12 protein-coding genes are annotated in these 12860 nt (G+C 58.2%); 7 read left to right on the forward strand and 5 right to left on the reverse strand.

What is annotated here, in order from left to right:
• Nucleotides 1–81: 81 nt before the first annotated feature.
• The 3 genes from lpxK to LSG25_RS00830 are packed head-to-tail and all read right to left on the reverse strand — an operon-like array spanning nucleotide 82 to nucleotide 2188.
• Complete coding sequence (lpxK, locus tag LSG25_RS00820) at nucleotides 82–1158, reverse strand: tetraacyldisaccharide 4'-kinase (protein WP_232742844.1); 1077 nt, start codon at nucleotides 1156–1158, stop codon at nucleotides 82–84.
• Complete coding sequence (locus LSG25_RS00825) at nucleotides 1155–1565, reverse strand: biopolymer transporter ExbD (RefSeq protein ID WP_232742845.1); 411 nt, start codon at nucleotides 1563–1565, stop codon at nucleotides 1155–1157. The genes lpxK and LSG25_RS00825 overlap by 4 nt, the downstream gene beginning before the upstream one ends.
• Entirely contained in the window at nucleotides 1562–2188 is a 627-nt protein-coding gene (locus LSG25_RS00830; RefSeq protein ID WP_232742846.1) for a MotA/TolQ/ExbB proton channel family protein, read from the reverse strand. The genes LSG25_RS00825 and LSG25_RS00830 overlap by 4 nt, the downstream gene beginning before the upstream one ends.
• 571 nt (nucleotides 2189–2759) lie before the next feature.
• Between LSG25_RS00830 and xseA the strand changes: the two genes are divergently transcribed.
• From xseA to pcaF, 4 genes are all read left to right on the forward strand, one after another.
• The gene (xseA, locus tag LSG25_RS00835) at nucleotides 2760–4109 is read left to right on the forward strand and encodes an exodeoxyribonuclease VII large subunit (protein WP_232742847.1); all 1350 of its coding nucleotides are present in this window, start codon (nucleotides 2760–2762) and stop codon (nucleotides 4107–4109) included.
• 102 nt (nucleotides 4110–4211) lie between these two features.
• Nucleotides 4212–4790, forward strand: a complete 579-nt coding sequence (sodB, locus tag LSG25_RS00840; RefSeq protein ID WP_232742848.1) for a superoxide dismutase — start codon at nucleotides 4212–4214, stop codon at nucleotides 4788–4790.
• Between the two features lie 61 nt (nucleotides 4791–4851).
• A complete protein-coding gene (locus LSG25_RS00845) occupies nucleotides 4852–6321 on the forward strand; it encodes a chloride channel protein (RefSeq protein WP_232742849.1) in 1470 nt (489 codons plus the stop codon).
• A gap of 80 nt (nucleotides 6322–6401) precedes the next feature.
• Nucleotides 6402–7607: a 3-oxoadipyl-CoA thiolase gene (pcaF, locus tag LSG25_RS00850; RefSeq protein ID WP_232742850.1), complete on the forward strand. Its 1206-nt coding sequence runs from the start codon at nucleotides 6402–6404 to the stop codon at nucleotides 7605–7607.
• A 28-nt stretch (nucleotides 7608–7635) separates the two neighbouring features.
• On the opposite strand, the gene LSG25_RS00855 is transcribed toward pcaF, so the two are convergent.
• A complete protein-coding gene (locus tag LSG25_RS00855; RefSeq protein WP_232742851.1) occupies nucleotides 7636–8115 on the reverse strand; it encodes a DUF192 domain-containing protein in 480 nt (159 codons plus the stop codon).
• Nucleotides 8116–8142: 27 nt separating this feature from the next.
• A complete protein-coding gene (locus tag LSG25_RS00860; RefSeq protein WP_232742852.1) occupies nucleotides 8143–8388 on the reverse strand; it encodes a cold-shock protein in 246 nt (81 codons plus the stop codon).
• A gap of 320 nt (nucleotides 8389–8708) precedes the next feature.
• On the opposite strand from LSG25_RS00860, the gene clpS reads away from it, so the two are divergent.
• The 3 genes from clpS to LSG25_RS00875 all read left to right on the forward strand — a co-directional run bounded on the left by clpS (nucleotide 8709) and on the right by LSG25_RS00875 (nucleotide 12856).
• Nucleotides 8709–9032 (forward strand): ATP-dependent Clp protease adapter ClpS, encoded by a 324-nt coding sequence (clpS, locus tag LSG25_RS00865; protein WP_232742853.1) that lies wholly within the window; start codon nucleotides 8709–8711, stop codon nucleotides 9030–9032.
• Nucleotides 9033–9233: 201 nt separating this feature from the next.
• Nucleotides 9234–11549, forward strand: a complete 2316-nt coding sequence (clpA, locus tag LSG25_RS00870) for an ATP-dependent Clp protease ATP-binding subunit ClpA (RefSeq protein ID WP_232742854.1) — start codon at nucleotides 9234–9236, stop codon at nucleotides 11547–11549.
• Nucleotides 11549–12856, forward strand: coding sequence for a paraquat-inducible protein A (locus tag LSG25_RS00875; protein ID WP_370635928.1), 1308 nt, complete (start codon nucleotides 11549–11551; stop codon nucleotides 12854–12856). The genes clpA and LSG25_RS00875 overlap by 1 nt, the downstream gene beginning before the upstream one ends.
• The last annotated feature ends 4 nt before the right edge of the window (nucleotides 12857–12860 follow it).

Consider the following 12860-nt stretch of genomic DNA (forward strand, 5'->3'; position numbering starts at 1 on the left):
CTGAAGTGTAATTCGCCCCGCGGGTTTTTAGAAATCACTGGAGCCGTCCTGCGATGTCAAGCCCGTTTCGCCAGGCGCGGATTATTCCACGCCGCAGGGCTGGCGGGACTTTGCCTCGGCAATCAGACTGAGTTTCCTGTGCAATTCGTCGAGCCAGTCCGATTCGGAAAATTGCGGAAGGACATCGACAGCCCACAGGCGTTCGTCTTGAAAATGCATGCACTTTACCGCGTCCTTGGCCGTGATCAGGATCAGATCCGTATCGAGTTGCTCGAAGGGAGAGCGCGTGTAGGGATCGTGATCCGGCATGGCTACCGTTTTATCGAGATCGAGGCCGCATTCTTGCAGCATGGCAAAAAAGCGCGCAGGGTGGCCGATGCCCGCCATCGCCCCAAGGGAAGCATGGCGATAGCGCTCACGCCAATCGTTCCACGCGAGCTTTTCGCCCGAGATCAGATGGCGCACGCTATCCGGGTGCAGTCGCATTGTCAGTTGGCGGGTGGCTAGGGCAAGCGGCGCTGGGACATCTTGGCCCGCGGTCAGGTTGGTAATCAGGTAATCGACGCTGGCCAGGCGGCTGGCAGGCTCGCGCAGGGGGCCGGCGGGCAGCATCCGGCCGTTGCCCAGGCCGCGTGCGTCCTGCACGACGATTTCAATGTCTCGCGCCAGAGCCAGGTGTTGCAGGCCATCGTCGGCGATAATGAGATTTACATCGGGATAGTGCTGTTCCAGCGCATGCAGCGCCAAGGCTCGCACGGAGTGCACGGCAACGGGCACATTGCCGTTTGCCGCAATCAGCGATGGTTCGTCGCCGAATTCACGTGGGTCGAGTTGCCCGTGGCCTGTTCTGGCCTCATTCCCGGCATGGCCGCCGTAGCCTCGGCTGATGATTCCCGGCCGCCATCCACGAGCCTGCAGCGCGTGAATCAGGGCCAGCACGACTGGAGTCTTGCCGGTTCCCCCGACGTAGAGATTGCCGACGACAATCACGGGGTGGGGCGATGAGGCGCCGCGTCGGGTGCCTTGCCTATAGCGTTGCTGTTTGCGCTTGACGTAATGACCGGCCAGCCAGGACAGGGGCAGCAGCAGCGTGCTGGCGATCCCTTTGCTGCGCCAGAGCCCCTGCAAGGCCTGTGTAAAGAAAAGCGGCGGTCTCAAGGGGAACTGCGGGTTGCAAAGTTAACCCGGCTGATATGCGCCAGCTGCGCGGCTTCCATGACGCGCACCACCGACTCGTGCGTGCTTTGCGCATCGGCGTTGATTACCAGTACCGGGTCGTTTTTGTTGCGCGCTGCCGAAACCAGTGCCTGGACGATATCTTCGGTGTTTTGGCCGGACAGCAATTGTCCGTCGAGGGCATAGATGCCTTCCTGGCTGATGGCGATATTGATGGCCGTTGTGTCCACCGCTTCGGCTTGTGCCTGTGGAAGCGAGATCTTGAGCTGGCTTAGTCGCGTAAACGAGGTCGTGGCGGTCAAAAATATCAGAATGACCAGCAGTACGTCGATCAGGGGAATCAGATTGATTTCCGGCTCGTCGCTGGACGGATATGGGCGGAAATTCATCGCGAGGCCTCCGGGCCGGCTTGTGTTTTCTTTGCCAGCATGCGATTTAACGCACTGGCTTCGCGTTCCATCTGATGCAGGCAGTGCTCGACCTTCGAGCGGAAGTAGCGGTGAAAGATCAAGGCGGGAATGGCAATGATGATACCAAACCCGGTGTTATACAAGGCCATCGAAATACCTCGGGCCAGTTGGGCCGGATCGCCGCCGGTCGGGCTGTATGACGCGAAAATCTCGATCATGCCGACCACGGTGCCAAACAAGCCCATCAATGGGGCTATCACGGCGATCGTCGCCAGGGCGGGCAAGTAGCGATTCAGGCGGTGCGCCACATCTTTGCCGACCTCTTCGATGGCGGCAGTGCGATACGCCTCGTCGTCGTTGCGGTTTAGGAGTGCTTCGGCCAGTACCCGGCCCAGAGGCGAACTGGCGGCCAGCTTCGTGATGGCCTCCGGTGTGTCGTTGCGTTGCCGGATCAACTCAAGGACCTGGGCCGCAAGCCGCGGCGGTAGAATCAGCTTCGTGCGCAGGGACAGGAAACGTTCGATAATCAATGCCAGGCCTAGCACCGATGTAGCAATGAGCAGCCATATCGGCCAGCCCGCTTCATGAATGATTTCGAGCAAAATGCGTCTCCGCCAGAGTGAAACAGTGATGAACAAGCTGGTATTTTAAGGGCAAGTGTTCTACTTGCCAGATAAACCGGAAGCCACCGGGTGCGATGTTCCTGTTGTGTATCCCGGTTAATGGGAGTTCCGTTCCGGTATTTGGCCGGCTTCGGGACATACGGAATTTAAACAGCGCTTGTAGCTTGCCTTGGCGCTTACGACGGGCTGAAGACGCGCATGTAGATTAAAAAGCGTGAGGCAAATTGGCTTGAGGCCTTGGTTTCCCGAGAGTATCCACAGAATCTGTGGATAATTATGTGTAAAACTTTCGGCTAAGGCGCTATTCATTGGGTCTAGAGGTCGATTGGTCAATTTGAGGTCAATGTTAGAAATTCTCGTATATTTATATATATCAATTACTTACAAGATTAATTTAAAGAATGATTGTATCTTTGGATCAAATTGGATTGATATTTCAGTAGTTTGACAAAACATGTTTCCCTGTGGACAGCAATTCAAAGAAAGTTGCCTGTTTGCCGGAATTTCGCAGTAAATCGAACATCATTTTTTTAAAAATCAGCCTCCAGCCATGTATACAGATAATCCGGTTTTAGCTCGCGATCCCATCCTGTCGGTGTCCCAACTCAACCAGCAGGTCGGGCAGTTGCTCGCCGGGCATTTTTCGCAAATATGGGTAAGGGGGGAGATATCGAACTTTACCCAGGCGGCGTCGGGGCATTGGTACTTTACGATCAAGGATGAGCGATCCGCCGTACGGGCTGTCATGTTTCGTGGCCGGGCCCAGAGTGTGGGTTTTGTGCCAAAGGCCGGGGAACGATTCGAATTTCGCGCCAGCGTGACTTTGTACGAGGCCCGCGGCGACTATCAGTTGCAGGTCGAAGCGCTGAGGCGCGCCGGCCGGGGTGACCTGCATGAAGCTTTTTTAATGCTCAAGGACAAGTTGGCGGCCGAAGGCCTGTTCGATGCGGATCGCAAGCGTCCGATCAAAACCATGCCTCGCGCAATCGGCGTGGTCACCTCGCTGGCCGCGGCAGCCTTGCACGACGTCCTGTCGGCCATGGCGCGCCGCGCGCCGCACGTTCAGGTTATTGTCTATCCGGCGCCGGTGCAGGGCCAGGATGCCGCCGGGAAACTCAGGCAGTCGCTGAGCGTCGCCTGTGAGCGTAATGAAGTCGACACGCTGCTTTTGGTGCGGGGAGGGGGCAGCCTCGAGGACCTCTGGAGCTTCAACGATGAGGCGCTGGCCCGCCTGATTGCGTCCAGCCCCATTCCCGTGATCAGCGGCGTTGGCCACGAAACCGATTTTACGATTGCCGATTTTGTGGCCGATTTGCGTGCGCCCACCCCCACGGCCGCGGCCGAGCTTTGCTGCCAGGCTCGCCAGGAGTGCCTGGCCCAGGTCCGGTCGGCGCTGGCGACGCTGACGGCACAGCAGCATCGCTTGCTGGAGCGTGCCGCCTTGCGGCTGGATCGGGCGGTGGCCATGCTGGCCTCGCCGCAGCAGCGCCTGGCGCAGCAGGGTGAGCGTTTGCAGGTTTTGATGAATCGTTTGGTGCGCGTGGCCACCGGTTTGTCCGAACGCCCCGCGGCGCGTCTGGGTCAGTTGCAAGGCCGCCTGGCTCACGCCGAACCCGACGTCGTTCGCCGACGGCATGATCTGGGCCAGTACGCCTCGCGCCTGTCGCGTTCCGGGCAAGGCATGCTGGTGCGGCAACAGGCGCGATTGGCGGCGGCCGCTCAAACCCTCGAAGCCTTGAATCCCAGAAAAATACTTGGCCGCGGCTACGCCATCGTGCGCAACCAGCAGGGTGCGTTGGTAAAAGATGCAAGTGCCTTGAGCCCCGGCGAGCATCTGCAGCTGGAATTGAGTCAAGGCGGAGCGGAGGTTGCGGTTCTGCAGGCACATGGACTAATCTAACTTTTTGTGGCCCTATATACTTATTCGGGATTCGTCACGATTTATTCTCTCGTTCCCGATACAATGAACGAGCTAACTTTGTTTTTTTGAAGGAAATTGAATATGGCACACACGCTTCCCCCTCTTCCTTATGCGCTGGACGCCCTGGCTCCGCATATTTCGAAAGAAACCCTCGAATTTCATTACGGCAAGCACCACCAGTCGTATGTCACCAATCTGAATAACCTGATCGCCGGAACCGAATTCGAATCGGCATCGCTCGAAGATACCGTGAAAAAGGCGTCGGGCGGTGTATTCAATAATGCGGCGCAAATCTGGAACCATACGTTCTACTGGAACAGCTTGTCGCCCAATGGCGGCGGCGAACCGGCCGGCAAGCTGTTGGATGCGATCAATGCCAAATGGGGCAGCGCAGCCGCCTTCAAAGAGGCTTTCAGCAAATCGGCCGCGGGCAACTTTGGTTCAGGCTGGACCTGGCTGGTCAAAAAGGCAGATGGCTCGCTCGATATCGTTAACACCAGCAACGCCGCAACGCCCCTCACCACAGCCGATGTTCCGCTGCTGACCTGTGACGTCTGGGAGCACGCGTACTACATCGATTACCGCAATGCCCGCCCCAAGTATCTGGAAAATTTCTGGAACCTGGTCAATTGGAAGTTTGCCGCAACCAATCTCGGCTAATCGCTTCCAGACAATTTATCGGATCAGACCCTCGCTTGCCGAGGGTTTTTATATGTTTGCCATGAGCATTCTCTTTCCTTTGCGGCAAGCCTATTCGAGCCTGCGCCAGGCCGCCCGGCGCAAGACCCGCCAGTTGCGGCGCCTGTCGCGCAAAACCTTGCAGCTCACCCTGCTGCTGGGCGGCTCCGCTCTGGTTGCCCTGGTCTCTCTGGGTTTTGCCAGGTTGGCAGACCTGGCTTTGCATTTGAACGGAAGTTGGATGGCCAGATGGCCCTGGCTGGGGTGGATACTATTGCCCTTTGGCATGGCATTGATCCGTTGGCTGACCATGCGTTTCGCTCCTAACTCGGCCGGCAGCGGAATTCCCCAGGTAATTGCTTCGCTTTCCCTGCCGCCGAGTCCCGGACGACGGCAATTGACGTCGCTGGCGCAGGCCGTATGGAAGATTCCACTGACGTTTGCCGGCCTGATGTTCGGAGCCTCGATCGGCCGGGAAGGGCCTTCGGTGCAGGTAGGGGCGGCCGTCATGCTGGCCTGGGGCAGTTTCTGGCAAAGAATGGGAGTTCCGCTCAAGGGGTTTCAAGTCAATGAGTTGATTGCCGCGGGAGCGGCAGGGGGCTTGGCGGCGGCGTTCAATGCGCCGTTGGCGGGCGTGATCTTCGCCATTGAAGAATTGGGCAGGGGCACGGCCCTGCGCTGGCACCGGCTGGTCCTGATCGGGGTGCTGGCGTCGGGTTTCCTGGTCGTGGCGCTGGTGGGCAACAATCCTTATTTCGGCACGTTCTCCGGCCACGCCCTGAACAAGAACATGCTGCTCTGGACCCTGACTTGCGGCTTGGCCTGCGGAATTCTGGGAGGCCTGTTTTCCCAACTGCTGGGCAAAGGGCCGGCGTCGTTCGCGCCAGCCCGCTGGCGCAACTGGATTCGGCGCCATCCGGTTTGCCTGGCGTTCATCATGGGACTGGCGGTGGCGGTGCTCGGTTTACTGACTCATAATTCGGTCTACGGAACAGGATACGCACATGCCTCGGAGGCATTGGCCGGGCATCCGCCCGAGGTCCCAGGCTTTGGGGTAGGCAAACTGCTGGCCACTGTTGCTTCTTATTGGGCTGGAATCCCCGGCGGGATTTTTACCCCGGCCCTGACGGCGGGAGCGGGCATAGGCGCTCAATTGGGCGAGCTTGCGGGCGCGGCGGTCGATCCGCGCGTACTGGTGCTTATATCGATGGCTGCCTTTTTGGCCGCCGCCACGCAGGCTCCCCTGACAGCCAGCGTGGTGGTCATGGAAATGACGGGCAGCCAGCCTATGCTGTTCTGGCTGCTCGTAGGCTCCTTGTTTGCGTCCATTGTGTCGCGGCAGTTCGGCCCGCATGCGTTTTACCACAATGCCGCCGGCCGTTATCGGCATCGCGCTCACGAGTACAACCAATCCATGAAGGCGCCGGCATCGAATACCCCCGCAGTGCGAACCGGGGCGGCGACTGACCGTAGCGTGGACGAGCTCCGGGCTGATTCCGGAAAACCGGGCTGAATGCGATAAGATAAGCGTTGAAGTCTGCCATGCAGTCTGGCTTGCCAGACTCCCACCTATCTTGAAGCCCAGGTTTTTTTATGACAACTCAAGCATTTATTTGCGACGCTACTCGCACTCCCTTTGGCCGCTATGGCGGCGCTCTGGCTCCGGTTCGCACCGATGACTTGGCCGCGGCGCCGCTCAAGGCCCTGGTCCAGCGCAATCCCGGCGTCGATTGGGCTCGTCTCGACGACGCTCTGTTCGGCTGTGCCAACCAGGCGGGCGAAGATAACCGTAATGTGGCTCGCATGGCCACCCTGCTGGCTGGCTTGCCGGTCGATGTTCCCGGCGGCACGATCAATCGCCTGTGCGGCTCAGGCCTCGATGCGCTGGGCACAGCCGCTCGCGCCATACGTGCCGGCGACGCGCAGTTCATATTGGCCGGCGGCGTCGAAAGCATGAGCCGGGCACCGTTTGTCATGGGCAAGGCCGAGTCGGCTTTTTCGCGCAGCGCCGCCATTTACGACACCACTATAGGCTGGCGTTTTGTAAACAAGCTGCTCAAAGCCCAATATGGCATCGATTCCATGCCGGAAACAGCCGAGAACGTTGCCGTCCAATTCAAGGTGTCCCGCGAAGACCAGGATCTTTTCGCTTTGGCCAGCCAGACCAAAACAGCGGCGGCTCAAAAGGCGGGCGTGTTTGCCTCCGAGATCACGCCGGTCGTGATTCCCCAAAAAAAGGGCGATCCTGTGGTGGTCGATACCGACGAGCATCCCCGCCAAACCACGCTCGAAGCCCTGGCTCGCCTCAAGCCCATCGTACGTCCCGATGGCACCATCACGGCTGGCAATGCTTCGGGCGTCAACGACGGCGCGTGCGCCTTGCTGGTGGCTTCCGAGGCGATGGCCAAGGCGCAGGGGCTGGTGCCGCGTGCGCGGGTGGTTGCCATGGCAACGGCCGGCGTCGAGCCGCGCATCATGGGTATAGGGCCGGCCCCCGCTACGCAGAAAGTGCTGGCGCTTGCGGGCCTGACAATAGATCAAATGGATGTGATCGAGCTGAATGAAGCTTTTGCCGCTCAGGGGCTTGCCGTCATGCGCCTGCTTGGCATTGCCGACAACGACCCGCGCGTCAATCCCGGCGGCGGCGCCATTGCCTTGGGCCACCCATTGGGGGCCAGCGGCGCACGGCTGGCTATTACCGCGGTCAATCAATTGCATCGGACCGGCGGCCGCTATGCGCTGTGCACCATGTGCATAGGGGTGGGTCAGGGCATCGCCGTGGTGCTGGAGCGGGTTTAATTTCCCTGCCGAAGTTTATTCGAACGCGCTAGGGTTTTTTGGGCAGGCCCAAGACAGCCTGCCCAGCCTGTATGCGGTGCTCGGCGAACCAGCCTTGCTGCATTTCCAGCGCATATAAAATCGGCCCCGATGGACAATGCGCATCTTCGGTTTGCGGCTGCATATCGGCGATGTTCAGAATTTTGCCGTTTGCCGCGATGAAAGCGATCGACAGCGGCAGAAGAGTGTTTTTCATCCAGAAGCATTGCTGCTCGGCCCGCTCGAATACGAACAGCATGCCGTGATCGGGAAGCAGCGATTGCCGATACATCAGACCTTGCTCGCGGCTGGCTTCCGTGGCGGCGATTTCGGCTTGTACCGGCTGCGCGCCGACGGTGAGTTCGGTGGTGGGCAGAAGCAGCAGGGATTGCGAACGGGCCGGGCCGCACAGCAGGCAGCTGCTTAGCAATGCGGCGCAAATGAAAGAAACGGGGCCCGAGGGCCCCGTGAACGTATACGAATCAGACATTTATTATTGTGGTTAATAGTTACGCGACTAGGCAGCCGTAATGTTGAGAGCTTGTTTCCCCTTTGGGCCTTGAGCAATTTCGAACGCGACTTTCTGGCCTTCTTTGAGCGTTTTGAAACCGTTCATTTGTATGGATGAAAAGTGAGCGAAGAGATCTTCGCCACCGTTATCGGGGGTAATAAAGCCGAAACCTTTGGCGTCGTTAAACCATTTAACGGTCCCCGTTAGCTTTTGGGTATCCCCAGGAGCGGAGGTTGTGGTTGAATCTGACATGCGGACTGCCTCTCGACTATAGTGTTGACTTGAATGCTCGACTATTGGGCTGGCTTCAGCCCTGTTTCTGTTGATGCTGACAAATACATGAAAACATTCAGAATATTATGATAATGCTTAATGTACCCCAACCTAGTCAACTATGGAAAGCACTTATATAGACTTTGACGCCACATTTTCACGATTATTCGGTGCCTGGCTGCCCAGTTTGTTATAAATCGGCCCGGCCCAGGCATGACCATGCCGGGGCCGGCATGAATCGCAAGGCCGGTGAACGGGTCGCCGGCGGCAAGAGCACACTTATTTAAACTGTTTTATTTATGGCTATTCAAACCGAAAACCAGCGTGATACAGTGCTTGACAGGCAGGCCAGCAAGCTGGCCCCGCCCCCGCTGTACCAGGTTGTCCTGCTGAACGACGACTACACGCCCATGGAGTTCGTTGTCAATGTCCTGCAACGAATTTTTGGTAAAAATGAAGATGAGGCCGCGCGCATCATGCTGCTTGTGCACCATGAGGGGCGCGGCGTATGCGGAGTGTTCCCGCGAGACATCGCCGCCACTCGCGTGGAAATGGTCCGGCAAATGGCGCGTGCCCGCCAGCACCCTTTGCAATGCGTCATGGAGCCCGCTCCGGATGCTTGAATTCGAGGGTTTCGGCCCCATGTTGAAAGGGTCGAGGCAGTCAATATGCTGTCCGGCTTGAACCGGTAAGCAGATAAATATCGAGTTTTGATGCAATCCGGTAACAATCTATGGCCACAGGGCGATACGCGGGCCTGAATTAGTCATAGAATAGGATCTATCAAAATTGTTTTGTCCGCTTCGATATGTCATGGAGGAAGCGTGATTTCCGAAGAGCTTGAAGTCAGCTTGCATATGGCCTTTGTAGAGGCCCGTACCGCAAGACACGAATTTATCACCGTAGAGCACTTGCTGCTCTCTTTGCTCGATAATGTCGCGGCAGCCGAGGTGCTGCGCGCCTGCTCCGCCAACCTCGATACTCTGCGCCAGGATCTGCGCAAGTTCATCGCTGAAAATACTCCGGTGTTTCCTGGCGACGACGAGGTCGACACCCAGCCCACGCTAGGTTTTCAGCGTGTGATTCAACGAGCGATCATGCATGTCTCGTCGGGTAATTCCGCCAAAAATACGGTCACCGGCGCCAATGTGCTGGTTGCCATGTACGGTGAAAAAGACTCACACGCTGTGTATTACCTGTTGCAGCAAGGGGTTACGCGCCTCGATGTCGTCAATTTTCTCTCGCATGGCATTACCAAGGCTTCCGAAGAATCTCCTGTCGAGCCCGTCAAGCAACAAATTGGCAACGAAACCGAACACAAGTCCGATCAGCAGAAATCGCCGTTGGAGCTTTACGCGCTCGACATCAATGCCGAGGCCAGACAGGGCCGGATCGATCCGCTGATCGGCCGCGAACACGAGGTCGAACGGGTCATACAGGTCCTGTGCCGCCGGCGCAAGAACAACCCCTTGCTGGTTGGCGAGGCCGGCGTCGGCAAGACTGCCATCGCCGAGGGTCTGGCGTGGCGTATTACCAAGGGCGAAGTGCCGGACATCCTGGCCAATGCCGAGGTGTATGCGCTCGACATGGGGGCTTTGCTGGCGGGTACCAAATACCGCGGGGATTTCGAGCAGCGTCTCAAGGCCGTGCTCAAATCCCTCAAGGACAACGCCAACGCAGTTCTGTTCATCGATGAAATTCACACCCTCATCGGTGCCGGTTCAGCCTCGGGCGGCACTCTGGATGCGTCCAATCTGCTTAAGCCGGCCTTGTCTTCGGGGCAGCTGAAATGCATAGGAGCCACTACCTATAACGAATATCGCGGTATTTTCGAAAAAGACCACGCGCTGGCGCGTCGTTTTCAAAAAATCGACGTGGCCGAACCTACCGTCGAACAGACGATACAAATCCTGCGCGGCCTGAAAGGGCACTTCGAGGCCCACCATGGGGTGCGGTATTCGGCTGCCGCAATCACAGCGGCCGCCGAACTGGCGGCAAGGCATATCAACGACCGGTTCCTGCCCGACAAGGCCATCGACGTCATCGACGAGGCGGGGGCGGCGCAGCGCCTTTTGCCGCGATCGCGGCAAAAGAAGTTGATAGGCAAGGCAGAGGTCGAGGCCACGGTGGCCAAGATTGCCCGCATACCGCCTCAAAGTGTGTCCAGCGACGACCGCAACAAGTTGGCTACGCTCGACCGCGATCTTAAAACGGTGGTGTTCGGCCAGGATGCGGCCATCGATGCGCTGGCCGGCGCCATCAAAATGGCGCGGTCCGGTTTGGGGCGGCCCGACAAGCCCATAGGTTCATTCCTGTTTTCGGGCCCCACGGGGGTTGGTAAAACCGAGGTGGCCCGTCAGTTGGCGTTTACGCTGGGCATCGAACTGCTGCGTTTCGATATGTCGGAATACATGGAGCGCCACACTGTATCGCGCCTGATAGGCGCTCCTCCGGGTTACGTGGGTTTCGATCAGGGCGGGTTGCTGACCGAGGCCGTCAGCAAACAGCCGCATTGCGTGCTGTTGCTCGACGAAATCGAAAAAGCGCATCCCGATGTCTTCAATATCCTGCTCCAGGTCATGGACCACGGTACGCTTACCGACAATAATGGCCGCAAAGCCGATTTCCGCAACGTCATTATTGTCATGACCACCAATGCGGGTGCCGACACGCTGAACCGCGCTTCCATTGGTTTTGCGTCGCAGACCAAGGTCGGCGACGAAATGGTCGATATCAAGCGCATGTTCACGCCTGAGTTCCGTAACCGTCTCGATGCCATTATTGGCTTTACGCCCTTGTCGCGCGAAGTCATTCTGCGTGTCGTCGACAAGTTCCTCATGGAGCTCGAAGACCAGTTGCACGAAAAACACGTCGAAGTCGTGTTTGCGCAGGCCCTGCGCGATCACCTGGCCAAAGAGGGTTTCGATCCCCTGATGGGCGCTCGCCCCATGCAAAGGCTTATCCAGGACACCATACGCCGGGCGCTGGCCGACGAACTGCTGTTCGGGCGGCTGGTTGGCGGCGGTAATGTTACGGTCGATCTCGATGAGCAAGGCAAGGTTGCACTGTCTTTCACCGACAAGGCGGTTAAACCCAAAGCGCACCCTGCTGTCGAGTCGGAAGCCGAGCTCGTCGATTGATGGCGCGGCGGCCGCTGATAGCTTGTCCGCATTGCGCGTGCCTGCATGAGCGCACGTTCATCCCCGAAGGGGCATTGGCCAATTGCGTACGCTGTGGGTATACATTGTATCGTCATAGCGGCGTTCCCCCGACTGGCTGGCTGGCACTGACCCTGACGGGTCTGCTGGTTTTTGCAATGGCGAATTACTTCCCCATCGCAACGCTCAGCATGGGCGGCTTGCATATCAAGGCGTCTTTGCCCGATGCACTGATTTTGACCTGGCGGCAGGGCCATGAAGTCGTAGCCCTGATGACGGGGCTGTTTGGGTTTGCCTTGCCGCTGATGCAATTGCTTTTTTTGCTTTGGGCATTGCTGGCGATAATCTCACAACGCCTGCCCGCCGACTTTCATTACGGCATGCGCGTGCTGCGCGCCATGTGTTCCTGGAGCATGGTGCCGGTTCTAATGCTGGGCATCCTGGTTGCCATTGTCAAGCTGTCCGGCCTGGCCAGGCTGGAACCCGGGTTTGGCTTATGGGCGTTTGGCGCGCTGACCCTTTTGCTTACGGGCCTTAGCCGTGTAACAGCCCTGCGTTTGTGGCGCTATGCCGAAGATGAGGGGCTTGTTCCGGTGTCGGGGGCGCAGTTGGCCGCCGGGCACCCCGTCGAGGCTTGCCTGTCTTGCGGAAATGTGCAAAACGCCACTGAGCATGACTCTCCCCACAACTGCTCACGTTGCGGGGCGCGCATCCATTTTCGCAAACCGGATTCATCGGCCAGAACTTGGGCATTTGTCATTGCAGCCAGCATCCTGTATTTTCCCGCCAATATTCTGCCGGTCATGCAAATCCGCACGCCCACCGGCCAGACTGGCCATACCATTTTGGGCGGTGTCATCGAGCTCTGGAAATTAGGTTCCTGGGATCTTGCCGTCATAGTATTCGTCGCCAGTGTCGTGGTTCCCATGACCAAGCTGTTTGCCTTGATCGTGTTGCTGATCAGGGATGGCTGGCGCGGTGCAGTCATACAGCGGCAACGCACCCGTTTATATGAATTGATCGAGTTCATAGGCCAATGGTCGATGCTGGACGTCTTTGTGGTGATCCTGTTGTCGGCTATGGCTAATTTTCCGGGGCTTTCACAGGTGACGGCAGGGCCGGGTGCCGCCAGTTTCGGGCTGGTTGTCGTGCTGACGATGTTCGGCGCCATGAGTTACGATCCTCGTTCGGGCTGGGACGCGGGCATCGCCCGGGGATTCGACGAAACGGAGGCAATGCCGGGTCATCCAGAGCCTGCTGCACCCAACACCCTACAACAAGGCGCATAGAGAA

The organism is Paralcaligenes sp. KSB-10 (assembly GCF_021266465.1).
GTDB lineage: Bacteria > Pseudomonadota > Gammaproteobacteria > Burkholderiales > Burkholderiaceae_B.